Origin of the sequence: Pseudomonas protegens CHA0, from assembly GCF_000397205.1 — a bacterium.
In the GTDB taxonomy this organism is placed as follows: Bacteria; Pseudomonadota; Gammaproteobacteria; order Pseudomonadales; family Pseudomonadaceae; genus Aquipseudomonas; species Aquipseudomonas protegens.
Genome location: NC_021237.1, coordinates 2,911,787 through 2,936,247, shown reverse-complemented (window position 1 = coordinate 2,936,247; position 24,461 = coordinate 2,911,787). Strand labels below are relative to the sequence as shown.

The 24,461-nt window shown below is 65.5% G+C and carries 26 protein-coding genes; 11 read left to right on the top strand and 15 right to left on the bottom strand.

What is annotated here, in order from left to right:
- Positions 1 to 113 precede the first annotated feature (113 nt).
- On the bottom strand, positions 114 to 473 hold the full coding sequence (locus PFLCHA0_RS13390; protein WP_169891825.1) for a hypothetical protein: 360 nt from the start codon (positions 471 to 473) through the stop codon (positions 114 to 116).
- 205 nt (positions 474 to 678) lie between these two features.
- Between PFLCHA0_RS13390 and PFLCHA0_RS13385 the strand changes: the two genes are divergently transcribed.
- From PFLCHA0_RS13385 to PFLCHA0_RS13360, 6 genes are read left to right on the top strand one after another with little or no spacing between them, the layout of a single operon-like run.
- Entirely contained in the window at positions 679 to 3,597 is a 2,919-nt protein-coding gene (locus PFLCHA0_RS13385) for a monovalent cation/H+ antiporter subunit A (RefSeq protein WP_011060907.1), read from the top strand.
- Positions 3,597 to 3,941 carry a Na+/H+ antiporter subunit C gene (locus tag PFLCHA0_RS13380; RefSeq protein WP_015635328.1) on the top strand — a complete coding sequence of 115 codons (345 nt, stop codon included), beginning with the start codon at positions 3,597 to 3,599 and terminating at the stop codon, positions 3,939 to 3,941. The genes PFLCHA0_RS13385 and PFLCHA0_RS13380 overlap by 1 nt, the downstream gene beginning before the upstream one ends.
- On the top strand, positions 3,938 to 5,626 hold the full coding sequence (locus PFLCHA0_RS13375) for a monovalent cation/H+ antiporter subunit D (protein ID WP_015635327.1): 1,689 nt from the start codon (positions 3,938 to 3,940) through the stop codon (positions 5,624 to 5,626). The genes PFLCHA0_RS13380 and PFLCHA0_RS13375 overlap by 4 nt, the downstream gene beginning before the upstream one ends.
- Positions 5,623 to 6,111, top strand: a complete 489-nt coding sequence (locus PFLCHA0_RS13370) for a Na+/H+ antiporter subunit E (RefSeq protein WP_011060904.1) — start codon at positions 5,623 to 5,625, stop codon at positions 6,109 to 6,111. The genes PFLCHA0_RS13375 and PFLCHA0_RS13370 overlap by 4 nt, the downstream gene beginning before the upstream one ends.
- The gene (locus tag PFLCHA0_RS13365) at positions 6,108 to 6,386 is read left to right on the top strand and encodes a K+/H+ antiporter subunit F (RefSeq protein WP_011060903.1); all 279 of its coding nucleotides are present in this window, start codon (positions 6,108 to 6,110) and stop codon (positions 6,384 to 6,386) included. The genes PFLCHA0_RS13370 and PFLCHA0_RS13365 overlap by 4 nt, the downstream gene beginning before the upstream one ends.
- Positions 6,383 to 6,751 carry a Na+/H+ antiporter subunit G gene (locus PFLCHA0_RS13360; protein ID WP_011060902.1) on the top strand — a complete coding sequence of 123 codons (369 nt, stop codon included), beginning with the start codon at positions 6,383 to 6,385 and terminating at the stop codon, positions 6,749 to 6,751. The genes PFLCHA0_RS13365 and PFLCHA0_RS13360 overlap by 4 nt, the downstream gene beginning before the upstream one ends.
- 137 nt (positions 6,752 to 6,888) lie before the next feature.
- On the opposite strand, the gene PFLCHA0_RS13355 is transcribed toward PFLCHA0_RS13360, so the two are convergent.
- Positions 6,889 to 7,326 (bottom strand): DUF3995 domain-containing protein, encoded by a 438-nt coding sequence (locus tag PFLCHA0_RS13355; protein ID WP_015635326.1) that lies wholly within the window; start codon positions 7,324 to 7,326, stop codon positions 6,889 to 6,891.
- 96 nt (positions 7,327 to 7,422) lie between these two features.
- Between PFLCHA0_RS13355 and PFLCHA0_RS13350 the strand changes: the two genes are divergently transcribed.
- Both PFLCHA0_RS13350 and PFLCHA0_RS13345 read left to right on the top strand, forming a co-directional pair.
- The gene (locus PFLCHA0_RS13350) at positions 7,423 to 7,809 is read left to right on the top strand and encodes a DUF2946 domain-containing protein (protein ID WP_172621745.1); all 387 of its coding nucleotides are present in this window, start codon (positions 7,423 to 7,425) and stop codon (positions 7,807 to 7,809) included.
- An 87-nt stretch (positions 7,810 to 7,896) separates the two neighbouring features.
- Positions 7,897 to 10,032 carry a TonB-dependent receptor gene (locus PFLCHA0_RS13345; RefSeq protein WP_015635324.1) on the top strand — a complete coding sequence of 712 codons (2,136 nt, stop codon included), beginning with the start codon at positions 7,897 to 7,899 and terminating at the stop codon, positions 10,030 to 10,032.
- Positions 10,033 to 10,092: 60 nt separating this feature from the next.
- On the opposite strand, the gene PFLCHA0_RS13340 is transcribed toward PFLCHA0_RS13345, so the two are convergent.
- The 3 genes from PFLCHA0_RS13340 to PFLCHA0_RS13330 all read right to left on the bottom strand — a co-directional run bounded on the left by PFLCHA0_RS13340 (position 10,093) and on the right by PFLCHA0_RS13330 (position 11,916).
- Positions 10,093 to 11,106 carry an ABC transporter substrate-binding protein gene (locus PFLCHA0_RS13340; protein WP_015635323.1) on the bottom strand — a complete coding sequence of 338 codons (1,014 nt, stop codon included), beginning with the start codon at positions 11,104 to 11,106 and terminating at the stop codon, positions 10,093 to 10,095.
- Between the two features lie 136 nt (positions 11,107 to 11,242).
- Positions 11,243 to 11,446: a hypothetical protein gene (locus tag PFLCHA0_RS13335; RefSeq protein WP_015635322.1), complete on the bottom strand. Its 204-nt coding sequence runs from the start codon at positions 11,444 to 11,446 to the stop codon at positions 11,243 to 11,245.
- Positions 11,446 to 11,916, bottom strand: a complete 471-nt coding sequence (locus tag PFLCHA0_RS13330; RefSeq protein WP_026020109.1) for a hypothetical protein — start codon at positions 11,914 to 11,916, stop codon at positions 11,446 to 11,448. The genes PFLCHA0_RS13335 and PFLCHA0_RS13330 overlap by 1 nt, the downstream gene beginning before the upstream one ends.
- A gap of 602 nt (positions 11,917 to 12,518) precedes the next feature.
- Here PFLCHA0_RS13330 and PFLCHA0_RS13325 point away from each other — a divergent pair.
- From PFLCHA0_RS13325 to PFLCHA0_RS13315, 3 genes are all read left to right on the top strand, one after another.
- Positions 12,519 to 12,749: a hypothetical protein gene (locus tag PFLCHA0_RS13325; protein WP_026020108.1), complete on the top strand. Its 231-nt coding sequence runs from the start codon at positions 12,519 to 12,521 to the stop codon at positions 12,747 to 12,749.
- 78 nt (positions 12,750 to 12,827) lie between these two features.
- Positions 12,828 to 13,190, top strand: a complete 363-nt coding sequence (locus tag PFLCHA0_RS13320; protein ID WP_169891827.1) for an RND family efflux transporter — start codon at positions 12,828 to 12,830, stop codon at positions 13,188 to 13,190.
- Between the two features lie 84 nt (positions 13,191 to 13,274).
- On the top strand, positions 13,275 to 13,514 hold the full coding sequence (locus PFLCHA0_RS13315) for a DUF2789 domain-containing protein (protein WP_011060895.1): 240 nt from the start codon (positions 13,275 to 13,277) through the stop codon (positions 13,512 to 13,514).
- Here PFLCHA0_RS13315 and PFLCHA0_RS13310 read toward each other — a convergent pair.
- The 10 genes from PFLCHA0_RS13310 to PFLCHA0_RS13265 all read right to left on the bottom strand — a co-directional run bounded on the left by PFLCHA0_RS13310 (position 13,511) and on the right by PFLCHA0_RS13265 (position 24,443).
- A complete protein-coding gene (locus PFLCHA0_RS13310; RefSeq protein WP_015635320.1) occupies positions 13,511 to 13,729 on the bottom strand; it encodes a hypothetical protein in 219 nt (72 codons plus the stop codon). The two genes, PFLCHA0_RS13315 and PFLCHA0_RS13310, sit on opposite strands and share 4 nt — an antisense overlap.
- A gap of 121 nt (positions 13,730 to 13,850) precedes the next feature.
- Positions 13,851 to 15,089, bottom strand: a complete 1,239-nt coding sequence (locus tag PFLCHA0_RS13305; protein WP_374046142.1) for a methyl-accepting chemotaxis protein — start codon at positions 15,087 to 15,089, stop codon at positions 13,851 to 13,853.
- Between the two features lie 546 nt (positions 15,090 to 15,635).
- Positions 15,636 to 16,040, bottom strand: a complete 405-nt coding sequence (locus PFLCHA0_RS13300) for a TraR/DksA family transcriptional regulator (protein ID WP_011060892.1) — start codon at positions 16,038 to 16,040, stop codon at positions 15,636 to 15,638.
- A 425-nt stretch (positions 16,041 to 16,465) separates the two neighbouring features.
- On the bottom strand, positions 16,466 to 17,488 hold the full coding sequence (locus PFLCHA0_RS13295; protein WP_011060891.1) for an ABC transporter permease: 1,023 nt from the start codon (positions 17,486 to 17,488) through the stop codon (positions 16,466 to 16,468).
- Positions 17,489 to 17,519: 31 nt separating this feature from the next.
- Positions 17,520 to 19,067, bottom strand: a complete 1,548-nt coding sequence (locus tag PFLCHA0_RS13290; RefSeq protein ID WP_015635317.1) for a sugar ABC transporter ATP-binding protein — start codon at positions 19,065 to 19,067, stop codon at positions 17,520 to 17,522.
- Positions 19,068 to 19,133: 66 nt separating this feature from the next.
- The gene (locus tag PFLCHA0_RS13285) at positions 19,134 to 20,060 is read right to left on the bottom strand and encodes a sugar ABC transporter substrate-binding protein (RefSeq protein WP_011060889.1); all 927 of its coding nucleotides are present in this window, start codon (positions 20,058 to 20,060) and stop codon (positions 19,134 to 19,136) included.
- A 41-nt stretch (positions 20,061 to 20,101) separates the two neighbouring features.
- A complete protein-coding gene (locus PFLCHA0_RS13280) occupies positions 20,102 to 20,347 on the bottom strand; it encodes a hypothetical protein (RefSeq protein WP_011060888.1) in 246 nt (81 codons plus the stop codon).
- Positions 20,348 to 20,560: 213 nt separating this feature from the next.
- Positions 20,561 to 21,571 (bottom strand): bifunctional inositol 2-dehydrogenase/D-chiro-inositol 1-dehydrogenase, encoded by a 1,011-nt coding sequence (iolG, locus tag PFLCHA0_RS13275; protein WP_015635316.1) that lies wholly within the window; start codon positions 21,569 to 21,571, stop codon positions 20,561 to 20,563.
- A 34-nt stretch (positions 21,572 to 21,605) separates the two neighbouring features.
- Positions 21,606 to 23,543: a 3D-(3,5/4)-trihydroxycyclohexane-1,2-dione acylhydrolase (decyclizing) gene (iolD, locus tag PFLCHA0_RS13270; protein ID WP_015635315.1), complete on the bottom strand. Its 1,938-nt coding sequence runs from the start codon at positions 23,541 to 23,543 to the stop codon at positions 21,606 to 21,608.
- A 78-nt stretch (positions 23,544 to 23,621) separates the two neighbouring features.
- Positions 23,622 to 24,443, bottom strand: coding sequence for a TIM barrel protein (locus PFLCHA0_RS13265; RefSeq protein ID WP_015635314.1), 822 nt, complete (start codon positions 24,441 to 24,443; stop codon positions 23,622 to 23,624).
- Between the last annotated feature and the right edge of the window lie 18 nt (positions 24,444 to 24,461).

The following is a 24,461-nucleotide window of genomic DNA, read 5'->3' as shown; positions in this document are numbered from 1 at the left end:
TGGTGAGGGGGCTCTTGAGGGCCCTTTCGCTGGCTGGGGTAGTGGTGGGGACTGTAGGAGCCGGCTTGCCGGCGAAGGTGCTCTTGCAGGCGCTCTCGCTGATAGGCCAGCGCCTACAGTGCGGGGTCCCCGGGGGCGTAGAGCCAGGTGGGGACGGTCAGGGAGCCCTTGTGCTTGGGCTCCAGCAGTACCCGGTCATTTTCAGGCTCGCCGTGATAGTAGAAGTAGGCGTGGTAGAGCGCATGCCCCTCGGCAAAGGCGCGGTCGAAATAGAGCACCGTGCCCGGCGGCAGCACATAGTTGCGCTCATCCCCCTGCGGGCCTTCGATGACCAGCGCCTGGCGGGTCTTGAGCATGTCGGGGCGATCCAGATAATGCTCCAGGCCAATGCCCGATGCCGCACCGAAGGCGGTGAACAGCACGGCGAACGCGCCCCGTCGAAACAGCCGGCCCAAGGCCGATCCTTTAATCATGTGCACCCTTGTCGATCCTTGTGGCGGCTTGAGCTGGGCAGGGCATTTGCCCCACAGCACCCGGTGAACGGGCGCATCAGGCATTTGTCTCCTACCTTTGAAAGCGTATGTAACATTTCTTAGGGGGCCCGGGCCGCGCATGGCGGTTGGTGATCCAGAGCCTGGCACGTATTATGCGTCATACTTTTCCGCAGATTAGAAGCCTATGTCCCTGATAGTTCTACTGCTTCTGCCATTCATCGGCAGCTGTCTGGCGGCCCTGTTGCCGCACAACGCACGTAACACCGAATCTCTGCTGGCCGGCCTGGTGGCACTCATTGGCACCATCCAGGTGGCTCTGCTGTACCCACAGATCGCCGATGGCGGGGTGATTCGCGAGGAGTATGCCTGGCTGCCGAGCCTGGGGCTGAACTTCGTGCTGCGCCTGGACGGCTTCGCCTGGCTGTTCTCGCTGCTGGTGCTGGGCATCGGCAGCCTGGTGGCGCTCTACGCGCGTTATTACATGTCGCCGCAAGATCCGGTGCCGCGTTTCTTCGCCTTCTTCCTGGCCTTCATGGGGGCCATGCTCGGCCTGGTGATTTCCGGCAACCTGATCCAGATCGTGTTCTTCTGGGAGCTCACCAGCCTCTTCTCCTTCCTGCTGATCGGCTACTGGCACCACCGCTCCGATGCCCGCCGCGGCGCCTACATGGCGTTGATGGTCACCGGTGCCGGGGGCTTGTGCCTGCTGGCCGGGGTCATGCTGCTCGGCCATGTGGTGGGCAGCTACGACCTGGACCAGGTACTGGCTGCCGGAGACAAGATACGCGCCCACGCGCTCTACCCGATCCTGTTGCCCTTGATCCTGCTGGGCGCCCTGAGCAAGAGCGCGCAGTTCCCCTTCCACTTCTGGCTACCCCACGCCATGGCCGCGCCGACCCCGGTCTCGGCGTACCTGCACTCGGCGACCATGGTCAAGGCCGGGGTGTTTCTCCTGGCCCGCCTGTGGCCGTCGTTGTCCGGCACTGAAGAATGGTTCTACATCGTCAGCGGCGCCGGGGCCTGCACCCTGGTGCTGGGCGCCTACTGCGCGATGTTCCAGAACGACCTCAAGGGCCTGCTGGCCTATTCCACCATCAGCCACCTGGGGCTGATCACCCTGCTGCTGGGCCTGAACAGCCCGCTGGCCGCGGTGGCGGCGGTGTTCCACATTCTCAACCACGCCACGTTCAAGGCGTCCTTGTTCATGGCGGCCGGGATCATCGACCACGAAAGCGGCAGCCGCGACATCCGCAAGCTCAACGGCCTGATCAAGCTGATGCCCTACACCGCGACCCTGGCCATGGTGGCCAGCGCCTCCATGGCCGGGGTGCCGCTGCTCAACGGCTTCCTGTCCAAGGAGATGTTCTTCGCCGAGACGGTGTTCATCAACTCCAGCGCCTGGGTGGAAATCGCCCTGCCGGTGATCGCTACCATCGCCGGGACCTTCAGCGTCGCCTACGCCCTGCGCTTCACGGTCGACGTGTTCTTCGGCGAACCGGCCACCGACCTGCCGCACACGCCCCACGAGCCGCCGCGCTGGATGCGTGCCCCGGTTGAACTGCTGGTGTTCACCTGCCTGCTGGTGGGGATCTTCCCGGCGCAGATCATCGGCCCGCTGCTGGCCGCCGCGGCGCTGCCGGTGGTGGGCGGAACCCTGCCCGAGTACAGCCTGGCCATCTGGCACGGCCTCAATGCCCCGATGATCATGAGCCTGATCGCCATGTCCTGCGGCATCGTCCTCTACCTGCTGCTGCACAAGCCGCTGGTGGCGGGCCGTTTCGCCTACCCGCCGGGCGTGGGCCGTCTCAACGGCAAGCTGTTGTTCGAGCGCAGCCTGGTGGGCATGACCCGCCTGGCCCGGCGCCTGGAACGCCGGTTGAGCACCAAGCGCCTGCAGACCCAGCTGTTCGTGCTGATCCTGGCGGCGGTGATCGCCGGGCTGATCCCCATGCTCTACAGCCAGCTGACCTGGGGCGACCGGCCGAAGATCCCCGGTTCCATCGTCTTCGTGACCTTCTGGCTGCTGGCCATCGCCTGCGCCCTGGGCGCCGCCTGGCAAGCCAAGTACCACCGTCTGGCCGCCCTGACCATGGTCAGCGTCTGCGGGCTGATGACCTGCGTGACCTTCGTCTGGTTCTCGGCGCCGGACCTGGCCCTGACCCAGCTGGTGGTGGAAGTGGTGACCACGGTGCTGATCCTCCTCGGCCTGCGCTGGCTGCCACGGCGGATCGAGGACGTCTCGCCCCTGCCCAGCAGCGTGCCCAAGGCGCGCATCCGCCGCCTGCGTGACCTGAGCCTGTCGGTGGCCGTGGGCCTGGGCATGGCAGTGCTGTCCTACGCCATGCTGACCCGCCCCACCCCCAACGACATTTCCTCGTTCTACCTCAGCCGCGCCCTGCCCGAAGGCGGCGGCACCAATGTGGTCAACGTGACCCTGGTGGACTTCCGCAGCTTCGACACCCTGGGTGAGATCACCGTGCTGGCGGCGGTGGCCCTGACCGTATTCGCCCTGCTGCGCCGCTTCCGCCCGCCCAAGGAAAGCATGCAGTTGCCGGCGCAGCAGCGCCTGCTGGCCCCGGACGTGGTCACCGACCTGGTCAACCCGCGCCAGGCCAGCGACACCGCCCTGGGCTTCATGATGGTGCCGGCGGTGCTGGTGCGCCTGCTGCTGCCGATTGCCCTGGTGGTGTCCTTCTACCTGTTCATGCGCGGGCACAACCTGCCGGGCGGCGGTTTCGTCGCCGGGCTGGTGATGTCGGTGGCCTTCATCCTCCAGTACATGGTGGCGGGCACCCAGTGGGTCGAGGCCCAGATGAGCCTGCGGCCGCTGCGCTGGATGGGCACCGGGCTGCTGGTTGCCCTGGCCACCGGCCTCGGCGCCCTGGCCTGGGGCTACCCGTTCCTGACCACCCACACGCTGCATGTGGACCTGCCGCTGTTCGGTGACATCCACATCGCCAGCGCGCTGTTCTTCGACATCGGCGTGTACGCCGTGGTGGTGGGCGCGACCCTGCTGATCCTCACGGCCCTGGCGCACCAGTCGGTGCGGGCCCACAAGCCGGCCAGCCAGGCCAAATCCCTGACTCAGAACGGAGCCGCCTGATGGAAGAAGTCATCGCAATCGCCATTGGGGTCCTCGCCGCTTCCGGAGTCTGGCTGGTGCTGCGCCCGCGGACCTTCCAGGTGGTGATGGGCCTGTGCCTGCTGTCCTACGCGGTCAACCTGTTCATCTTCAGCATGGGCAGCCTGTTCATCGGCAAGGAGCCGATCGTCAAGGAGGGCGTGCCCCAGGACCTGCTGCACTACACCGACCCGCTGCCCCAGGCGCTGGTGCTCACGGCCATCGTCATCAGCTTCGCCATGACCGCGCTGTTTCTGGTGGTGCTCCTGGCTTCCCGGGGCCTGACCGGCACCGACCACGTCGATGGCCGGGAGCCCAAGGAATGAATCCGTTGTCGCACCTGATCGTCGCCCCCATCCTCCTGCCGCTGCTGACCGCGGGCATCATGTTGCTGCTGGGGGAAAAGCATCGCCCGCTGAAAGCCCGGATCAACCTGCTCTCCACCCTGCTGGGCCTGTGCCTGGCGGGCTACCTGCTGTACTGGACCCAGGTCCAGGGCGCCACCGGCTCCTTCGGCGTGTACCTGCCCAGCAACTGGCAGGTGCCGTTCGGCATCGTGCTGGTGGTCGATCGCCTGTCGGCGCTGATGCTGGTGCTCACCGGTATCATCGGGGTCAGCGCGCTGCTGTTCGCCATGGCCCGCTGGGACGGCGCCGGGGCCAGTTTCCATGCCCTGTTCCAGATCCAGCTGATGGGCCTCTACGGGGCCTTCCTGACCGCCGACCTGTTCAACCTGTTCGTGTTCTTCGAGGTGCTGCTGGCGGCGTCCTACGGCCTGATGCTGCACGGCTCGGGGCGCGCGCGGGTGTCTTCGGGGCTGCACTACATCACCATCAACCTGCTGGCCTCGTCGCTGTTCCTGATCGGCACGGCGATGATCTACGGGGTCACCGGGACCCTGAACATGGCCGACCTGGCGATGAAGATCCCCCTGGTGCCGGAAGCCGACCGCGGCCTGCTGCACGCCGGTACGGCGATCCTGGCGATCGCCTTCCTGGCCAAGGCCGGGATGTGGCCACTGAACTTCTGGCTGGTGCCCGCCTACTCCTCGGCCAGCGCGCCGGTGGCGGCACTGTTCGCCATCATGACCAAAGTCGGTGTGTACACCGTACTGCGCCTGTGGACCCTGCTGTTCTCCGGGCAAGCCGGGGCCTCGGCCTATTTCGGCAGCCAGTGGCTGGTGTACGGCGGCATGGCGACGATCTTCTGCGCGGCCCTGGCGATTCTTCCGGCCCAGCGCCTGGAGCGCATGGCCAGCCTGAGCATCCTGGTGTCGGCCGGCATCCTGATCTCGGTGATCGGCTTCGCTCAGCCGGCCCTTACCGGCGCGGCGCTGTTCTACCTGTTCAGCTCGACCCTGGCGATGTGCGCGCTGTTTTTGCTGGCAGAACTGATCGAGCGTTCGCGCTCGGCCAATGAGATCCCCCTGGAGGATGAAGGCGAGATCCTGCCGCGGCCCATGGAGTCGCTGCACCCGCCACGGGGCAGCAACCTCGACGATGAACAGAAAGTGGTGGTCGGCCAGGTGATCCCCTGGACCATGGCCTTCCTCGGCCTGAGCTTCATCGCCTGCGCCTTGCTGATCATCGGCATGCCGCCGCTATCGGGCTTCATCGGCAAGCTCAACCTGATTGCCGCCCTGCTCAACCCCGAGGGCCTGGGGGCCAGCGAGGGCGCGCCGATCACCCCGGCGGCCTGGTGCTTCCTGGCGCTGTTGATCCTCTCGGGCCTGGCCTCGCTGATTGCCTTTGCCCGCCTGGGTGTGCAGCGCTTCTGGACCCCGGAGGAACGCCCTTCGCCGGTGCTGCGGCGCCTGGAGTGCCTGCCGATCGTGGCGCTGCTGGGGCTCTGCGTGCTGCTCAGCTTCAAGGCCGAGCCGTTGCTGCGCTTCACCCAGGCCACCGCCGACAGCCTCAACCACCCGGAGCATTACGTGATGGCGGTGCTGGGCACCCGCACCGTGCTCAGCCCTGAATCCAAGACCGCAGCGGCAGTGGAGGTGCACCCATGAAGCGCCTGTTCCCCGCGCCATTCCTGTCCCTGGCACTGTGGCTGCTCTGGCTGGTGCTGAACCTGTCCCTCAGCCCGGGCAACCTGCTGCTGGGCGCCCTGCTGGGCTTTCTCGCACCGCTGCTGATGCAGCCCCTGCGGCCCCTGCCGATCCGCATCCGCCGCCCGGGCACCATCCTGCGCCTGTTCCTGGTGGTGGGCCGCGACGTGCTGGTGTCCAACCTGCTGGTGGCCTGGGGCGTGCTCAACAACGGCCGGCGCCCGGTGCACTCGGCCTTCGTCAAGATCCCCCTGGACCTGCGGGACGCCAATGGCCTGGCGGCGCTGTCTACCATCACCACGGTGGTACCGGGCACGGTCTGGTCCGAGCTGTCCCTGGACCGCAGCCTGCTGTTGCTGCACGTCTTCGACCTGAAGGACGAGGCGCAATTCATCCAGCACTTCAAGGCCACGTACGAGCGCCCGCTGATGGAGATTTTCGAATGAGTGTCCTGCTGACCAACGCGATCTTGCTGAGTCTGTTCATTTTCTCCCTGGCCATGGTCCTGACCCTGGTGCGCCTGTTCAAGGGCCCCTCGGCCCAGGACCGGGTTCTGGCCCTGGACTACCTGTACATCCTGGCGATGCTGATGATGCTGGTGCTGGGCGTGCGCTACGCCAGTGACACCTACTTCGAGGCGGCGCTGCTGATCGCCCTGTTCGGCTTTGTCGGCTCCTTCGCCCTGGCCAAATTCCTTCTGCGTGGCGAGGTGATCGAATGAACAGCCTGGAACAATTGCCACTCTGGGTGGAAGTGCTGGTGGCCTTGTTGCTGGTGATCAGCAGTGTGTTTGCCCTGATCGGGGCCCTGGGCATCCTGCGCATGAAGAGCTACTTCCAGCGCATGCACCCGCCGGCCCTGGCCTCCACCATGGGCTCCTGGGCCGTGGCCCTGGCGTCGATCCTGTACTTTTCCGCGCTCAAGTCCGGGCCGGTGCTGCACGCCTGGCTGATCCCGGTGCTGATGTCCATCACCGTACCGGTGACCACCCTGCTGCTGGCGCGGGCCGCGCTGTTTCGCAAGCGCATGGCCGGCGACGATGTGCCGGCGGAAATCAGCAGCAAACGCAGCGAAACCGGCAACTGAGCACATCCGCTGCACCTAGGAGCCGGCTGCCGGCGACGAGGCCCGTGAGCCTTGCGGCGACTTCGAAAACGCCTTCGCTGGCAAGCCAGCTCCTGCACCAGCCAGTTCCTGCACTGGCCAGCGCCGGCTGACTGCCCTCAGGCCCAGGCCAGCACCAGCAACCCGGTCCCCAGCACCACGCACAGGGGGGAATAGAACAGGGTGTCGAGGCGGGCGAATTTCGAATCCCGGACTTCCTTGAAAAAACCCACCAGCTCGGAGTCGCCGATGGCCCGGGCGAACATCAGCAAGGCAATGGCGCTGATCACCCACTGCAGAGACGGGTGGGTCACCGTCGGCAGGTAGAGCCCGACCCTCAGGCACACCAGCATCGCCACCAGCAACAAAGCCACTGCCACCAGCATCGTGGCCAGGGCCGGCGGACGGAACGCCGGCTGGGTCATGCCGGGCCCCGGCCCCGGCACCTCGGGAATCACCGCATCACTGCCACGCTTGCCACCCGTAGCCCAGTACAGATGGATCAGACTGATCAACAGGAAGCTGCCAGCCACCCCCTGTGCGAGCAGAAGATTCATGTTCAGACGTCCGTGCAGAAAATGTCGCTGAAGAATGGACTCGATTGACCGTTTTTGTAAGTACGTTCGTCGCCTTCGATGATAAAGTGCCGCCCCATGAAATTTGCCCGTTCCGATCGCTCGCTCGTTGCCTGGATGCTCTATTGCTGCGTCCTGTTCAACGTGTTCGCCTGCAGCATCGGCCACGGGCAGATGCTCGGCATGCAGCTCAACGGCATCGGCGGGCAGTTCTGCAGCGTCGACCCTGCCACCCAGGCGCCGCTGCAGAAACCGGCCGACCAGGGCTCCCTGCCCACTCTATCCAAAGCCTTCGGTTGCCCGCTGTGCTCCACCGGCGGCATGGGCCCGGCCCTGAACTCCAGCCTGACCCTGGCCCTGCTGCCGCAGCCCCAGGCCCCGCTTGCGCGCACCCTGGCCAAGACCGACCTCCCCGCCCGCTCCACCTGGCCCGCGGCCCATCCCCGGGCACCGCCTCTCGCCTGATTCCTGCTCGTGCTCAACCTGCCCACTGCGCTGTCGCGCGGCGCGCGTTCGTGGGCCTTTTCCTAGCCAAGAATTCAGGATGCACCGATGAAACACCTTCCTTTGCTGGCGAGCCTGCTGGGCTGCCTGTCGATCAATGCCTGGGGACAGCCGAGCCTCGAACTGGCCCCCACCACCATCGGCGCCGATGAGGCCGATGCCGAGCCGGGCCTGAACCTGGACCAGTCCAGCGGCATGGCCTCGCGCCTGGGCCTGAGCCTGCGCGAAACCCCGGCCTCGGTGGCCGTGGCCAGCCGCCAGGACCTGGAGCGAAGCGGCGCCCGCACCTTCCAGGAAGCGGCCAACGCCCTGCCCGGGGTCAACGCCAGTGCGCCGCCGGGGTTCGGCGGCTTCGTCTCCTACCGTGGCTTCACCAGCAGCCAGATCACCCAGATGTTCAACGGCATCAACGTCGCCACCGGCCTGGCCCGGCCGGTGGACGCCTGGATCTACGACCGGGTGGAACTGGTGGGCGGCCCCTCGTCACTGATCAATGGCGCCGGCTCCGTGGGCGGTTCGCTGAACTACGTGACCAAACTCGCGGACCGCCGCGAACAGGCCGCCGAAGGCCTGCTCGGCTACGGCAGCTACGACACCACCCAGACCGCTTTCGGGGTCAACCACGCCCTCAGCCCGGCCGGCGCCGAGGTGCAGCACTACGCGCGCTTGGACGTCAGCCACAACACCAGCAACGGCTACATCGACCGCCAGGAAAGGGATGCCTGGAGCCTGGCCTTCTCCCTGCTCAGCGACCTGACCCCGGACCTGTCCCACACCCTGGCGGTGGAATACCAGGATGAACACGAGGACAGCCCCTACTGGGGCACCCCGGTGCTCAATCCCAAGGCCGGTGAGCTGAAGATCGACAAGCACAACCGCTTCAACAACTACAACGTCGCCGATGGCCTGTATGAGCAACGCACGGTGTGGCTGCGCTCGATCATCGACTACCGGATCAACCCCAGCACCAGCCTGCGCAACACCCTCTACCACCTGGACAGCCAGCGCGACTATCGCAACCTGGAGACCTACCAGTACAACGCCGACAACAGCCGGGTGAACCGCTCGACCGCCTACCTGGTACGGCACCAGGGCCAGCAGGACGGCAACCAGTTCGAACTGCGCCACGACGATCAGCTGTTCGGCCTCGACACCACCTGGTCCGGGGGTTTTGAGTACAAGGTCAACAGCACCACCAACTCGCCCTGGAACGTGCCGGCCAGCAACAGCGTCGATCCCGGCAACTTCCAGCCGGGGTACTTCTATGACCTGAAGGGCACCCGCCAGGGCTGGGCCAAGGACAAGACCAACCAGGTCACCACCCGCGCCCTGTTCGTCGAGAACCGCCTGGCCCTGAGCGACGAGCTGTCACTGCTCAGCGGCCTGCGCTACGACGCCATCGACCTGGACGTGACCAACCACCGGCTGATCACCGCCAGCAACCCGCGCCACCTCAAGCGCAGCTGGGAACCGGTCACCGGGCGCCTGGGCCTGACCTGGCAGTTCCTGCCCAGCGCCAATGTCTACGTGCAGTACAGCACCGCCGCCGAGCAGCCCAGTGGCACTCAGAACTTCGAGGTGTCCACGGGCAAGCAATGGGAAGTGGGCAGCAAGTTCGACTACCTGCAAGGACGGGGTTCGGCGACCGTTGCCGCCTATCGCATCGAGCGCAAGGACTTTGCCGTCACCGATCCCCTGGACCCGGCCAACAGCATCCCGGTGGGCCAGCAGACCTCCAGGGGCATCGAGCTGGCCAGTTCCCTGCACATCACCCCCAAGCTACTGGCGCAAGCCAACTTCGCCTGGGTGGATGCCGAGTACGGCGAGTTCAACGAGAAGATCGCCAGCGGCGCGGTGGTTTCACGCAAGGGCAACACGCCGACCAACGTACCGGACCGGCTGGCCAACCTGTGGCTGACCTATGACCTGTCGCCCAACTGGCAGACCGGGGTCGATGCGCGCTACGTGGCCTCGGTATACGCCGACAACGCCAACACCCTGCGGATGCCCGCCTACACCCTGTACGGCAGCTTCCTGCGCTACAAGGTCGACAGCCACACCACAGTGACCGGCCGGGTGCGCAACCTGACCAACGAGGTCTATGGCCAGTTCGCCCATGTGTCCCCGGCGTACTACCTGGGCCAGCCGCGAACCTTCGAGGTGGCGGTGCAGACCCGCTTCTGACCCCTGCCCTGCACCCGCCGGGCGCAAGGTTCAAGGGCCCATTCGCCGGCACGCCGGTGCCTACAAGGTGGCGGCGATCCTGTCCGCCACGTCCCGGGGCACCCAGGCGCGCCAGACGTCGGGGTGCTGCTTGAGGAAGGCCCGGGCCGCGTCCCGCGGGGCACTGTGGTTCTCGCTCATCTGCGCCAGGGCGCGGTTCAGGGGCTCGATGGGCAGGTCGACCTTGGCGAAGAACTGCGCCAGTTGCGGGTACTGCTTCTGGAATGGCGTGGACACCCCGATCGACAACCTGGAGGCCAGGGAACGGGTTGGCCGGGGGTTGGGGTTGGCGGCGTCGGTCAGGGTCTTCCAGGCTTCGGCGTCAAAGGGCGGTTCTTGCAGTTGCACCAGCTTGAAGCGCCCGAGCAGCGGCGTGGGCGACCAGTAGTAGAACAGGATTGGCTTGCCGCGACGGATCGCCGAGCTGATCTCCGCATCCAGGGCCGCTCCGGAACCGCTGCGAAAATTCACGTAGCTGTCCTGCAGGCCATAGGCCTTGAGCTTCTGCTGGTTGACGATCTCCGAGGTCCAGCCGATCGGGCTGTTGAGGAAACGCCCCTTGTCCGGGCTCTCCGGGTCCTTGAACACGTCCTTGTAGCGGGCCAGGTCGGTCACGCTGCGCAGCTCCGGCGCCAGGGGCTTTATACCCTTGGCCGGGTCGCCCTTGATCACGTATTCCGGCACCCACCAGCCTTCGGTGGCGCCCTTGACCGTATCCCCCAGGGCCTGCACCTTGCCTTCGGCCTCGGCCTTGACCCACACCGGGCTGCGCCCCGCCCACTCTTCGCCGATCACCTGGATGTCGTTGTTGGCCAGGGCCGTTTCCAGGGTGATGGTGGTGCCGGGCAAGGTGTCGGTGGGCAAGCCATAGCCCTGCTCCACCATGATCCGCAGGATCTCGGTGATCAGGCTGCCGCTTTCCCAGTTCAGGTCGGCGAAATGAATCGGTTGCGGCGCCGCCACAACCGGCTGCGCCGTACTCAGGGCGGCAAGGCTCAACAGGCTGCTGGCCAGCAGCGCGCGGATTCCTTTCATCGGGGTACACCTCTTGGGTCAGGACCTGGGCCACAGGGGCAGGCAGCGCCTAAGCGCACGGCCCCCAAAGCATTAAGTCAACTGACTGTAGTAGAGGTTCAGTAGTTTCAACCCCAGGCCATTCCCGGATGGCCGCTCAAGAGGCCGGAGGCTCCTGCAACCGCTGCAACTCGCGGCGCACCATGCTGGCGTAGGCCGCGGGGCGCAGGTTGTACAGCTGGGCGGCGACCCAGTTCAGCCAGGCGCCCTGGAGCACGGTCTTCTGCGCGAACAGGCGCTGGGCTTCAGCGCTCGCGGCCTGTTGATGCTCATGGTGAAACGCGGCGCGGCCCTGGCTCATCACTCGCTGGCCTTGAAGCTCACCAGTTCGCCCTTGCGCCATTTGGCGGCCTTGGCGGTCACCGCCTTGAGGGTCTTGGTCAGGCCTTCCTGCAACTGCTCGTTGGCGGCAAACACGGTCACCACCGAATGGCCTTCCTTGAACAGGATGCCCTGCCCCAGGGGGCTGCTGACAAAGGCGTAGTCGCCCAGGCCGTAGACCGTCAGCTTGATCTCGCGAAAGCGGATCTCCATCTTGCCGCCTTCACGGCTGGGCAGCACGGCGGCGCGAAAATGATCGCCGACCTTGAGTTCAAGGCGCGGCTTGTCGTCCACCACCAGGGCCGTCTCGGTGTCGATCTCGGCGACGTAGATGCCTTCGGCGGACTGTTCGGTGAGGTAGACAAAACGAGATTGGAACTGCTTGACCAGCTTTGCGCGCAAATCACCCAACACGAACAATGCATGCATTTCAAGATTACTTACTGCCAAGGAACACTCCCCGATACTCAAAATGATGTCGCCCGGAAAAAAACGGACGGCACGAAAAAACCGCCATGACGGCGTAGTCACCCCAATCGGTTACCCAATACACACAAGTGCAGCTGGCACTCCTGGCCACGACGCTGGCGGCGGCACTGAGCAAGGGGCATTTCGCCGATGCATCAGGCACATGTCGAAGGCGTGAGGAGTGAGCTCTGACCCGCAAAGCGTGGCGGCGCGTCGTCGGGGGTGGGTGCTGGAACAGGCCTGCTGGCCGGATGCACCCGGGTCACGATTCCCCCGGTCGGCAGCCACTTCGGGTTGCAGAGGCAATTCTAGAGCAACTTTGTGCATTTCGACTATTTAAAGCGCACACCGGCTTCGCGCGCCCCCACTTCAGCAAAAGCCGGAGTTGACGCGCAGCCGGTAATATTACCCAGCAACAGAAGCAGGAAGTTTCAGATTAGATCATCAGAATAATCGCCACCTAGAATCCAAATGATATAACTCAGCCCGCCATCACCCAACAACTGCCATACTCCGCCATTGATTGAATGCCCCCCTCTTGGGGGGCGTTCAAGCACTCACTCATCTCCAAGGGAAGGCTAGAAGTGACCGAACTAGATATTGGCGAGTTTTTCATTCGTGGCGAGTGCAGAGAAGTCGAAGGCGAGTTCCAGGCCGTGATTGCCATGCGCGCCAAACCCCCACTGACCCAGGTCACCTTCCACCAGGTGGAACGCGATCGCTGGTTCAAGACCTCGGAAGACGCTGCCGCGGCAGCCAGAGCGTCGGCCAAGGCCCTCAAGCAGGCCATCGACCAGGGCGCCCTGAACGCCTGACAGACAGCGCCAGTCAAGGATCCGACAGCGCGACCGATACAAAGGCGAGATCCGTTTAAGAGCATCATGATGATCGACTTGAAACCCCCATCTCGCCTGGCCGACTTCCTCAAGCCGGATCCAAGCACTGCGGTACTGGAAGCCTCGGACGACGGCGAGACCCTGGTCCTGAGCCGCTCCAGCGCGCAAACCCCGGAAGAGGCGCTGTTGCTGGCGAAGAAAAAACGCATCCGCCAACTGAAAAAGCAGATCGAGCTGCTGCAACAGAAACTGCAACGGGCCAAGGCCCGCCTGGCCACGGTCAAGGGCGCCAGTTCCGGCTCCGACACCGGCCGGGCCATGGCCCTGTCGTCCGCCCGGGCCCAGGTCATGGCCTACAGCACTGCCCTGTCCATGGCCCAGACGGCGTTGTTCCAGGCCGAGAGCGGCACCCTGGCCTGAACCCTTGGATCGAACTTGCGCGCCCGCCATGCCTCAGATGCACTGAGGCAGCGCCGGTGCTGCCCGTCACCCAAGGAGATCACCATGGAAGCGCCCACCCATAACCTCGAAGGGCTGTTCGACCAGTTGGGCCTGGATTCCAGCCCCGCCGCCATCGATGGTTTCATCGCCCGGCACTCGCCCCTGGACGAAGACCTGAAAATGATCGACGCCCCCTTCTGGACGCCCCAGCAAGCGGCCTTTCTCAAACAGCAACTGCGCGAAGACGCCGACTGGGCGCCCGTGGTGGACGAGCTCAACCTGCGCCTGCACCAGGCCGGTTAAGCCGAATGCCGCAGGTGCCGGCCGCCGGGCAGCAGCACCTGCAGCTGCTGCTGCCAGGCCAGCCGGCACTCCTCGGCCTCGGCGCGGCTGGCAAAGGCCGTGCCGCGCTGTTCGCCATTGACCAGAACCACCCAGCACGCACGACGGCCCTCGGCCCGCAGGCTGGCTGGCACGCCGCTGCCAATCATCACCGCTACATCGACTTTGCTGTGCATGGAGCTACCTCCAGAAAATTAGTTAGCTGCCTAACGATGTTGGCATACTAACTAACTTGCCGGCCCCTGGAACAGCCTGTTCCTGCATTGCAGCATTACCGATAGCGTAACAATGGAGGCCTCAGCCCTTGCCCGAGCCTGGCGCCTGCTCGGGTTTGTAACCCAGGCGCAGCCCGCCCCAGTGCCGGCCGCGGACCATGATCGGCACCGAAAGGTCATGCATCAGCTCGCCGGTATCCCGGGTATAGGTCTGCAGAAGCAGCGGTTGCTGGTGGCTGCCACAGCGGATCCCCGTGCGGTCGGCGAACTTGCGCTTGCTGCGGTTATGCAGGTTGTCCACCTCGGGATCGCCGGTCAGCGGCTGGGAAAAAACCTTGTTGTGGGTCGGCACGTAGCCTTCCTGGGTACAGGCGATGGCGAACACCAGGCCATCGTGGCGCGGCAGCAGGGATTCCTGGATCGGCGGCAGCACCTGATCGGTGTAGCGGTCGAAGCGGGTCTGGTATTTGGCCGGGTCGGTGTTGGCGATCAACTGGTAGTGACGATCGAACAGATCGTCGAGGCTGATGCGGTTCTGCTCCAGGTCGGCCTCGAACTGCTCGGCAATGCGCCGCGCGCCTTCGCGGGCCAGGTCGTAGATGCGCTGGTGATAGTCATCCAGGCCCACCGCCGCCAGGCGTTCGCTGATGGTTTCCGCCTGCCCTTCCATCTGCACCGCGGCCTGCGCCAGGCTGCGGGTCTGCTGGTCGCTGACCGCCAGGTCGCTGCGCATCTGCTCCACGGCATGAAACAGGCTGTCCAGTTGCTCGCGGTTGGTCTCGGCGCCCCGGGCGATCTCGCTGACCTGCCCTTCCACCCCGGCCGCCAGGCGCGCGATGTTGTCCAGGTGACGACCGGTGTGCTCCACCTGCTCGACCCCCAGGTTGAGGTCGTCGGCCAGCTGGCGGATCTGCTCCACCACGTCGCTGGTGCGCTGCTGGATATCTGCCACCATCACCCCGACCTCGTCGGTGGCCGCGGCGGTGCGCCCGGCCAGCCCGCGCACCTCATCGGCCACCACCGCGAAACCGCGCCCGTGTTCCCCGGCCCGGGCCGCCTCGATGGCCGCATTCAGCGCCAGCAGGTTGGTCTGGCTGGCGATGGACTGGATCACCAGGGTCACCCGCTGGATCTCCTCGCTGCGCTGGCTCAGGGCCTCGATCAGCTCACGGCTGCCATTGGCGCGCTGGCTGAGCAGGTGCATGCGGCTGATGGATTCCCCCAGCACCGTGCGCCCTTCGGCGCTGCTGGCGTGGGCCTCGCTGGCGGCGCCCAGGGCCTGCTGGCTGAGTTGGGAGGTGACCTGCTCGGTCTTGATCATCACTTCGGCGTTGCCGACGATGCGCGCGGCGGCGTCGAGCTGGGATTGCAGCTTGCCTGCCAGCTGGGTCACCGAGTAGGCCACGCCCGCCGCGGACAGTGCGTTATGGGTGGTGCCGTAGGACAGGTCGCGGGTCAGCGCCGACAACTGATCGTCAGCCGTCGCGTTCGCCACCAGGGGCCGCCCGCGCCCGCGCAACCGCGGCAGCCAGATCACCAGCACCGCCACGGGCAGGCACAGGTACAGCGACCAGCCGCCCAGGGCCTGGCCGGCGAACAGCGCCATCAGCGCCGCGCTCTGCAAGGACGGCGCCCACCAGCGGGCGGCGGTTTCGGGTGTTGCCAGCGGCTGTGCGACCGGCGCCGCTAGAGATCCATCTCTTGACATCTGTGTCACCCCACATCGTTCTAATTGTTTGCGGCATTAGACGCCACTAGAGGGCCATTATCCATGGTCCCTTAGTCGCGGGTTTGCAGCAGATCAAGAGAATGTGCGGGCGGGCACTGCCCGAAAAAACAGAGCCCCCGCTGTGGCGGGGGCTGGCGATCAGGCTTGACGCTGATGCTTGTCGATCTGCTCGTGGCGCTCTTGGGCCTCGATGCAGTACTTGGTGGTGGGGCTGATCAGCAGGCGCTTGAGGCCGATCGGCTCGCCGCTGTCGTCGCACCAGCCGAAGCTGTCGTCGCTGATCCGGCCCAGGGCCTGTTCCAGTTGCGGCAGCATGCGCTGGTCGCGATCAATGGCGTTGACCAACCAGGTGCGCTCTTCTTCGACGGAAGCGGCGTCGGCCGGGTCAGCCGGGGTGTCCAGGCTTTCAATGGCGATCCGGTTCTGTTCGATGCGCTCGTGGGTTTCCACCTTCATGGCTTGCAACAGGTCGCTGAAAAAAGCGTGCTGCTCGGCATTCATGTAGTCATCCGCCGGCATGGCCAGCAACTTTTCCTTGGTCATTGATTTCTCTATAAAAAATACGTGCATTAAGGCGAATTCAAACTGTTTCCGGTTGACCCGTCAGGTCATCAGAAAGGCGCCATACCTTCCAAGCGCCACCCGGCACTCAATTTACGAGGGGCGGCAGTCTAAGGCCGGTTTGAGGGCGCAGCAACTGAAATGACAGCGAATCTGTCCGACAAACCGCACAAAGCCCGCAAATGCGGGCTTTGGTGGCGTTTATTGGAGTGCGTTTATAACAAAAAATTCCATAGCCATGGGTCTGTTAGAAGACAAACGGCAGTGCCGGACGGCGGATTCTGGCCGTTTTCAACGATTTCCAGGGGCACCGGCCGGCCGGCGAAGAGGCCTTTGGAGCGGGCCAGGGCTCGGGAGCGTATTCGCTGGCACACCGGCTGCTGCACCAGCCGGCGCCTCTCCCCTGCTCAGCGCTTGAGCTTGCGCTTGTTGCGGTACTGGTCGATGACCACCGCCACCACGATGATCAGGCCCTTGATGATGTCCTGGATGTAGGCATCGACCCCGACAAAGGTGAAGCCACTGGCCATGACCCCGAGGATTAGCGCGCCGATCACGGTGCCGGTGATGCGCCCCACCCCGCCGGCCAGGCTGGTGCCGCCGATCACTGCCGCGGCAATCGCGTCCAGCTCGTAGGACATGCCCATCCCCGCCTGACCGGTGGCGGCCCGTGCCGAGGCCACCACCCCGGCCAGCCCCGCCAGCAGCCCGGCAATGCTGTAGACAATCACCAGGTGGCGCTTGACGTTGATCCCCGAAGTCCGCGCCGCCTGCATGTTGCCGCCGATGGCATAGGTGTACTTGCCGTACTTGGTGTAGCGCAGGGCGATATGAAAGATCAGCGCCACCACCAGGAAGATCACCACCGGCATCGCCCCGTGGCCGATGGCGGTGTAGGAATCGGAGAGCATGCTCACCGGCTGGCCCTGGGTGTAGTAACGCGCCAGCCCCCGGGCCGAGACCATCATCCCCAGGGTGGCAATAAAGGGAGGAATGCCGGTCAGGGCAATCACACTGCCGTTGATCGCCCCCGCCAGGAGGCCGACCCCGAGCCCGGCCAGCACCGGGATCCACACCGGCAGGTCGGTCAGCGAGGGAAACACCGCCCGGGTGAAGTCCGAGGTCTGGGCCAGGCTTGCGGCAATCATCGCCGACAGGGCCAGCACCGAACCGGAAGACAGGTCGATGCCGGTGGTGATGATCACCTGGGTCACGCCGATGGCCAGCAGGCCGATCACCGAGACCTGGAGAATCATCAGCACCAGGCGCTGGGAATTGAGCAGGAAACTCTGGTCGCGGACGATCCAGCCAAACAGCTCGAACACCAGGCCGATACCGATCAGCACCAGGAAGATGCTCAGCTCGGTGGGCAGTCGTCGCCGGGGCTTGACTGCCACCGCCGCGGGTTTGTTGTCGATTATCGCGTTCATTGCCAGCCACCACCCTTGGGTTGAATGTCGTCTAGTTCAGGCCCGAAGCCAGTTGCATGACCCGTTCCTGGGTCGCCTCGTTGCGGTCCAGGGTGCCCATCAGCTGCCCTTCGTGCATGACCATGACCCGGTCGCTCATGCCCAGCACCTCGGGCAGTTCCGAGGAAATCATGATCACCGCCATGCCCTCACCGGCCAGACTGGCGATCAGACGGTAGATCTCAGCCTTGGCCCCCACGTCAATGCCCCGGGTCGGCTCGTCGAGAATCAGGATCCGCGGCTGGGTCATCAGCCAGCGCGCCAGCAGGGCCTTCTGCTGATTGCCCCCGGACAGGGTGTCGATGCATTGCTCCAGGGACGGGGTCTTGACCCGCAGTTTCCTGCACATGTCCTCGCACAAGGCGCGCAAGGCCTTCTGCTGGACAAAACCGCCGCCGGCGTAGTGCGGCAGTACCGCCACTTCCATGTTTTCCAGGACCGACAGGCAGGGGAACAGGCCACTGAGCTTGCGATCCTCGGTCAGCAGGGCAAGGCCCTTCTCGATCGCCCGGTGCGGGTCGCCGATGCGCAGGGGCTGGCCGTCGAGGACAATCTCGCCGCCATCGCTTGGGGTGATGCCGAACAGGGTTTCGGCGACATTGGTCCGCCCCGAGCCCATCAGCCCGGCAATGCCGAGGATCTCCCCGGCATGCAGGTCGAACGACACCCCGGCGAACACCCCGTCCAGGCGCAGGTCGCGGACCTTGAGCAGCAGCTCGCCGATAGGCTTCTCGCGCTGGGGAAACAGCTGGCTCAGCTCGCGCCCCACCATCATCGAGATCAGGCTGTCACCGTCCAGGCTGTCGGCCCGTTGCAGGCCGATGTAGGCGCCATCGCGAAACACCGCCACTTCATCGGCAATGGCGAACACTTCGTTCATCTTGTGGGTGATATAGACGATGCCCTTACCCTGGGCCTTGAGGTCGGCAATGATCGAGAACAGGTGCGCCACCTCCTTGTCGGTGATGGCCGAGGTCGGCTCGTCCATGATCAGCACGTCGGAGTCATAGGACACCGCCTTGGCGATCTCCACCATCTGGCGCTCGGCGATGCTCAGGTTGCCCACCTGCTCCTCGGGGTCCAGTTCGATGCGCAGGCGCGCCAGCAAGGCGGCGGTGCAGCGGTGCATTTCCCGGTGGTCGATCAGGCCCAGGCGGTTCTGTTGCTCGCGGCCGATCCAGATGTTCTCGGCGATGCTCATGTGCGGCATCAGGTTGAGTTCCTGGTGGATCATGGCGATCCCCGCCTGCAGCGCCGCCAGCGGCGTGGCGAAGGTCACCGGCCGGCCCTTGAGGCGCAGTTCGCCGGAGTCGGGCTGATAGATGCCCGCGATGATCTTCATCAGGGTCGACTTACCGGCACCGTTCTCGCCCATCAGCGCCAGGACCGTGCCGGGGCGCACCCGCAGTTGCACGTTGGCCAGGGCCACCACCCCGGGAAAGCCCTTGCTGACATTCAGCACTTCCAGCAGGTAGGGCTCCTGGGGCGCCACGGCCGGGCTCAGGGAGTGCAGGCTCGAAGCAGTAGCACAAGCGTTCATGATCAGCTACTCCAGCGGCCGGGCAGCCAGCGCCGCCCGGCCCGCGTGTGATTGAAGGGCCGGCGCCTACTTGAACTGGGCGACCGTTTCCGGGGTGATCAGGCGGTAGGGAATCCACACCGCGGCGTCCACCGGCTGCTTGTTGGCCATCTTCACCGCGGTTTCCACCGAGCCGTCGGCCTGGCCCTTGGCGTCCTGGAACACCGACACCGCCAGCTCGCCGCGCTGCACCGCGCGCAGCCCGTCGGGGGTGCCGTCGACCCCGGCGATCAGCACGCTGCCCTTGGCCACCCCGGCCTGGTTCAGGGCCATGGCCGCACCGATGGCCATCTCGTCGTTGTTGGCCACCACCGCATTGAACTCGCGGCCCTGGGTCAGCCAGTCGTTGACCAGGGTCATGCCCTTGTCCCGCAGCCAGACGCCTGTCTGTTCCTGGTCGACCTTGATCCCGGGGTACCGGGCCAGCACCTCCTTGACCCCCTTGGTGCGATTGGTGGTGGAGTTGTTCGCCAGGTCGCCGAGAAGGATCACGATGCTGCCCTTGCCGCCCATTTTCTCGGCCAGGTACTGCATCTGCATCTTGCCTGCCTCCAGGTCGTCGGAGGCCACGGTGACCACGCCCTTGGGCAGGTTCAGGTCGTCCGGGCGACGGTTGACGTAGACCAGGGGAATCCCGGCCTTGACCGCCGCCTCGGTGATCTTGCGAGTGGCGGCGGTATCCACCGGGTTGACCACGATGGCGTCCACCTTCTGGCTGATGAAGCTTTCCACCTGGCTCAGTTGCTTGACCACGTCACTGCGGGCGTCCTCGAACTGCAACTGCACGCCTTCGGGCATGGACCTGGCCTTCTGGTCCATGGACTCGCGCAGGTAGGTCAGCCAGGTGTCGTCGAACTGCGACATGCTCACGCCGATGCGCACCTGGGCCAGCGCCGCGCCACTGAACAGCATCAGCGACAGGGCAAGACACGCCACTCGGTTCTGAATGTTCATTAAGAGTCGTTCTCCACATGCTTGTTGGTGGGTGGCCGTGCTCAGGCCGGCGAATACAGAACCGGGGCCCCGGGCATGCAGCCCAGCAGCGCGCCCTGGTGTTCGACACACAGGCCGCTGAGCAGGGTCAATAAACGAGAGGACCAGGGAGTGACGGGCAGATCGCGGGAGGCGGCGCCCCGGGTACGGGACAGCCATTGCAGAGCAGAGCGGAAGGTTTTCATCGACGGCACCTGTTTGTTCTTGTTGGTGGGTTCTCCAGGGCTCAAGCGGGGCTTGAAGGCCATGGGAACCTTGTAGGGTCGGCTACCTGGAAACGACTTTATTGGAAAATAATTTCTATATCAACTCATTTTAGAATTTTACTGCAATTGCATTTCCAGCAGCCCGATCCCTCGCTTCCCGCAGGAGACGGCTTGCCGGCGAAGGGGCCCGCACGCCTTGCAGCGCCCTGGAAAACACCTTCGCTGGCAAGCCGGCGCCTACAGAAATCCCGGGGTTCAGGCGTAGAGCGCCGGGCGCTGGGGCAGGCTGATGGGGACGATCGCCCCGCTCTGCTGGGCCTCGATGCAGGCGTCGGCCGCCACCGCCGCGGCCAGGCCGTCCCAGGCCGAGGGCCCACCCACCCGGCCAGCGCGCACGCCATCGACAAAGGCCTGCAGCTCGACGTCATAGGCGGCGATGAAGCGCTCCTTCCAGTCCATCAGGATCGCGCTGGACAGGCTGGCCGCGCTGCGCAGCTGGACCTGGGGCGGCTCCGGCAGGCGGGCGATGCCGCTCTCGCCCACCACTTCGCACTGGATGTCGTAGCCGTACTGGCAGTTGACGAAGATCTCCACGTCGATCCGCGTGCCCCGGGCGGTTTCCAGCAGCACGATCTGCGGGTCGCGCAGTTGGGAGTGGGCCTTGCCGGTCTTGCGCGGGAACAGCACCTGCACCGACACATAGTCGTCCGCCAGCAGCCAGCGCAGCACATCCAGCTCGTGGATCAGGGTGTCGGTGATGGCCATGTCGGTCTTGTAGTTCTCCCCCACCCGCGGGTTGCGGTGGGCGCAGTGCAGCATCAGCGGCTCACCGATGCGCCCACTGTCCAGCACCGCCTTGAGCGCCTGGTAGCCGGCGTCGTAGGGGCGCATGAACCCCACCTGCACCAGGCGCCGGCCGTGGGCAATCTCGGCCTCGACGATGCGCCGGCAGCCGGCGGCAGTCACCGCCAGGGGCTTTTCGCAGAACACCGGCTTGCCGGCGGCGATGGCCGCCAGCACGAACTCTTCGTGGCTCGGGCCCCAGGACGTCACCAGCAGCGCCTGGACCTCCGGCGCCTGGATCAGGGCATGGCCGTCGGGGTAGACCTCGGCCTCAAGCGTGAGCCCGGCCAGCACCCGGGCCGCCTGCTGCGGGTCGATGTCGGTCACCGCCACCACCCGGCAGCCCTGCAGGGTCTGGCTGCAACGCCGAATGTGATCCTGACCTATGGCACCAGTGCCGATAACGCCTAGCTGCAAAGACATGGGTGTACTCCTGTGGTTGTTCGGTTAGGGAGCTTCAGTACTGGCGCGCCTTGGCCAACTGCTGATCGATGGCGGCGGCCGCGGCGGCCACCCTCTCACTGCCGCTGACCTCGGCCACCGCCACATGCCACCAGGACAGGTAGCCGTGGAGCATGGTCTTGGGCAGCACCTTGATATCGATCAGGGTCGAGACCCGCTGCAGCCGGGCGTCCGCCAGGGCGGCGTGGAGCTGCTCCAGGTTCCTCACCTTGTAGGTCTTGCAGCCGTAGGCCGCGGCGCTCATGGCGTAGTCCACCGGGATCAGGCCGCCGTCGAGCTGGTCGCTGTCTGGGTTGCGGTAGCGGAACTCGGTGGCGAAGCTGTCCAGGCCCTGGCCCAGCTGCAGGTTGTTGATGCAGCCGAAGGCCATGTTGTCCAGCAGCACCACGTTGATCTTGCGTTGCTCCTGGATCGAGGTCAGCAGCTCCGAATGCAGCATCAGGTAGGAGCCGTCGCCCACCAGGGCATAGACCTCGCGCTCGGGGGCGGCGAGCTTGACCCCCAGGGCCGCGGCAATTTCATAACCCATGCACGAATAGCCATATTCCACGTGGTAGGTGTTGAGCCCCTTGCTGCGCCAGCTGCGTTGCAGGTCCCCGGGCAAACTGCCGGCAGCGGCGACAATCACCGCATCGTCGGCCAGGGTCTGGTTGAGCACCCCCAGCACCTGGCTCTGGGTCAGGCAGGAGCCGGTCAGCTCGATGAACTCGCGCAGCACCGCCGGGTCCAGCGCGTCGTTGACCTCCGGCACAAAATCCTCGCCCTGATAGTGCACGCCGTGGACCCGCTCCAGCTCGGCATCCAGCTGCGCCCTGGCCTCGGCCACCCGAGTGCCCCAGCCGGCGCGGTAGGCGCTGCCGGCCAGGGCCTCGCCCAGTGCCTGCAAGCCGGCCCGGGCATCGGCCAGCAGTTGCACGCCATCGAGCTTCACGGCATCGCCGGGGTTGATATTGAGGTTGAGAAACTGCACCTGGGGGTGCTGGAACAGCCACTTGGACGAGGTGGTGAAATCGCTGTAGCGGGTACCGACGCCAATGATCAGGTCGGCCTCCCGGGCCAGCAGGTTGGCCGCCAGGCAGCCGGTTTCACCGATGCCGCCCACGTTCAATGGATGGCTGGACAGCAGCGCGCTCTTGCCGGCCTGAGTCTCGGCCACCGGTATCGCGAAGCGCTCGGCAAAGGCCTGCAAGGCCTGGTTGGCCGCGGCGTACTTGACCCCGCCACCGCAGATCAGCAACGGCTTGCGCTTGCCCCGCAGCAGCGCCACGGCGTCCGCCAGCATCGCTTCGGTGGGTGGCCGCCGGTCGATGCGATGCACCCGTCGGGCGAAGAAGCTCAGCGGGTAATCGTAGGCCTCGGCCTGCACATCCTGGGGCAGCGCCAGGGTCACCGCGCCGGTTTGGGCCGGGTCGGCCAGCACTCGCATCGCCTGCAGCGCCGCGCTCATCAACTGCTCCGGGCGGTTGATCCGGTCCCAGTATTTGCTCACCGCCTTGAAGGCATCGTTGGTGCTGATGCCCAGGTCATGGAACTGCTCGATCTGTTGCAGCACCGGGTCCGGCTGGCGGCTGGCGAACACGTCACCGGGCAACAGCAGCAAGGGAATGCGGTTGGCCGTGGCGGTGGCCGCGGCGGTCAGCATATTGGCCGCGCCGGGGCCCACCGAAGCGGTGCAGGCATAGACCTTGCGCCGCAGGTGCTGCTTGGCAAACCCGATGGCGGCATGGGCCATGCCCTGCTCGTTGCGGCCCTGGTGCACCCGCAATTGGCCCGGGTCCTGCTGCAGCGCCTGGCCGATGCCCAGCACATTGCCGTGGCCGAAGATCGTAAAGACCCCGGCAACGAACCGGCTCTGCTGCCCGTCCACCTCGACGTACTGGTTATCGAGGAATTTCACCAGGGCCTGGGCCATGGTCAGTCGAATCGTGCTCATCTGTGTTCCTTCAATGGCCATACAGCACTCTCACTGTTCTTTGTGCAGAAGCCGGCTTGCCGGCGCCTACAAGGGGGGTCAGGCCAGGGCCTGGCGCAGGTGCTGGATACTGCGCTCCAGAGCCTGCTGCAGGTCCGGTCGCTCGTGAACGCTCGCGGCAAAGGGCTCGAAGGACAGGTAGCCGCGGTAACCGCCCGCCAGCAACGCGGCGATCTGCGTCGTGTTGCCCAGCCGGTCCGCCGCGCCCACCAGCACCCGATGACCGTCCCGCAGCGCTGCCAGAGGCAGTGGCGGCCCCTCGACACCGGAGAGATGCACCAGCCCGGTGAGCTCGGCGAACAGCTGGGGTTCGCCAGCCAGTGTGTGGTGGAAGGTGTCGTGCACCAGGCTCAGCACATCCAGCGCGCCCACGGCGCGGATCGCGTCCACGGCGCTGCGCTTGTCACGCAGGGCGCACTCGGCAAACCCCAGGGGTTCGACAAAACCGCGCAGGCCATGCTGGCGAAGAACCTCCGCGATCCGGGTCAGGGCGGCCGCCAGCCCCTGGGCCCGCTGGCCCGCGCTGCGCCGGTCGCCGGGGTCGTTCAGCGGGCACAACACCAGGCCCTCGGCACCGCAGGCGCGGGCATAACCGGCCAGGTGCAACAACTGCTGGCGGCGCTGTTCATCCCACAGGTCGAAGGGGTACAGGGCATTGATCGACAGCAGCCGGATGCCACGCTGCTCACACAGCTCGCGGACCTGCTCGGGGGGCGTGCCATCCTCGATCTCCACACCCTTGAGGTCATTGCGCAGCTCCACTGCATCGATCTTCAAGGCCAGTGCCAGGTCAAGAAAATCCGCCAGAGGCAGGTGCGGTGCGACCATTCGGTTCAAGGCAAAACGCAAAGGCTGAGTCATGTTCCAACTCCCCGAAAA

What these genes read in the sequence shown, in the direction of transcription:
- PFLCHA0_RS13285 (WP_011060889.1), bottom strand. Translation starts at nt 20,060, where the DNA reads ATGAACATTCAGAACCGAGTGGCGTGTCTTGCCCTGTCGCTGATGCTG.
- PFLCHA0_RS13360 (WP_011060902.1), top strand. Translation starts at nt 6,383, where the DNA reads ATGAACAGCCTGGAACAATTGCCACTCTGGGTGGAAGTGCTGGTGGCC.
- PFLCHA0_RS13310 (WP_015635320.1), bottom strand. Translation starts at nt 13,729, where the DNA reads ATGCACAGCAAAGTCGATGTAGCGGTGATGATTGGCAGCGGCGTGCCA.
- iolD (WP_015635315.1), bottom strand. Translation starts at nt 23,543, where the DNA reads ATGAGCACGATTCGACTGACCATGGCCCAGGCCCTGGTGAAATTCCTC.
- PFLCHA0_RS13305 (WP_374046142.1), bottom strand. Translation starts at nt 15,089, where the DNA reads ATGATCAAGACCGAGCAGGTCACCTCCCAACTCAGCCAGCAGGCCCTG.
- PFLCHA0_RS13365 (WP_011060903.1), top strand. Translation starts at nt 6,108, where the DNA reads ATGAGTGTCCTGCTGACCAACGCGATCTTGCTGAGTCTGTTCATTTTC.
- PFLCHA0_RS13315 (WP_011060895.1), top strand. Translation starts at nt 13,275, where the DNA reads ATGGAAGCGCCCACCCATAACCTCGAAGGGCTGTTCGACCAGTTGGGC.
- PFLCHA0_RS13345 (WP_015635324.1), top strand. Translation starts at nt 7,897, where the DNA reads ATGAAACACCTTCCTTTGCTGGCGAGCCTGCTGGGCTGCCTGTCGATC.
- PFLCHA0_RS13335 (WP_015635322.1), bottom strand. Translation starts at nt 11,446, where the DNA reads ATGAGCCAGGGCCGCGCCGCGTTTCACCATGAGCATCAACAGGCCGCG.
- PFLCHA0_RS13290 (WP_015635317.1), bottom strand. Translation starts at nt 19,067, where the DNA reads ATGAACGCTTGTGCTACTGCTTCGAGCCTGCACTCCCTGAGCCCGGCC.
- PFLCHA0_RS13370 (WP_011060904.1), top strand. Translation starts at nt 5,623, where the DNA reads ATGAAGCGCCTGTTCCCCGCGCCATTCCTGTCCCTGGCACTGTGGCTG.
- PFLCHA0_RS13340 (WP_015635323.1), bottom strand. Translation starts at nt 11,106, where the DNA reads ATGAAAGGAATCCGCGCGCTGCTGGCCAGCAGCCTGTTGAGCCTTGCC.
- iolG (WP_015635316.1), bottom strand. Translation starts at nt 21,571, where the DNA reads ATGTCTTTGCAGCTAGGCGTTATCGGCACTGGTGCCATAGGTCAGGAT.
- PFLCHA0_RS13375 (WP_015635327.1), top strand. Translation starts at nt 3,938, where the DNA reads ATGAATCCGTTGTCGCACCTGATCGTCGCCCCCATCCTCCTGCCGCTG.
- PFLCHA0_RS13390 (WP_169891825.1), bottom strand. Translation starts at nt 473, where the DNA reads ATGATTAAAGGATCGGCCTTGGGCCGGCTGTTTCGACGGGGCGCGTTC.
- PFLCHA0_RS13380 (WP_015635328.1), top strand. Translation starts at nt 3,597, where the DNA reads ATGGAAGAAGTCATCGCAATCGCCATTGGGGTCCTCGCCGCTTCCGGA.
- PFLCHA0_RS13280 (WP_011060888.1), bottom strand. Translation starts at nt 20,347, where the DNA reads ATGGCCTTCAAGCCCCGCTTGAGCCCTGGAGAACCCACCAACAAGAAC.
- PFLCHA0_RS13295 (WP_011060891.1), bottom strand. Translation starts at nt 17,488, where the DNA reads ATGAACGCGATAATCGACAACAAACCCGCGGCGGTGGCAGTCAAGCCC.
- PFLCHA0_RS13265 (WP_015635314.1), bottom strand. Translation starts at nt 24,443, where the DNA reads ATGACTCAGCCTTTGCGTTTTGCCTTGAACCGAATGGTCGCACCGCAC.
- PFLCHA0_RS13385 (WP_011060907.1), top strand. Translation starts at nt 679, where the DNA reads ATGTCCCTGATAGTTCTACTGCTTCTGCCATTCATCGGCAGCTGTCTG.
- PFLCHA0_RS13300 (WP_011060892.1), bottom strand. Translation starts at nt 16,040, where the DNA reads ATGACCAAGGAAAAGTTGCTGGCCATGCCGGCGGATGACTACATGAAT.
- PFLCHA0_RS13350 (WP_172621745.1), top strand. Translation starts at nt 7,423, where the DNA reads ATGAAATTTGCCCGTTCCGATCGCTCGCTCGTTGCCTGGATGCTCTAT.
- PFLCHA0_RS13355 (WP_015635326.1), bottom strand. Translation starts at nt 7,326, where the DNA reads ATGAATCTTCTGCTCGCACAGGGGGTGGCTGGCAGCTTCCTGTTGATC.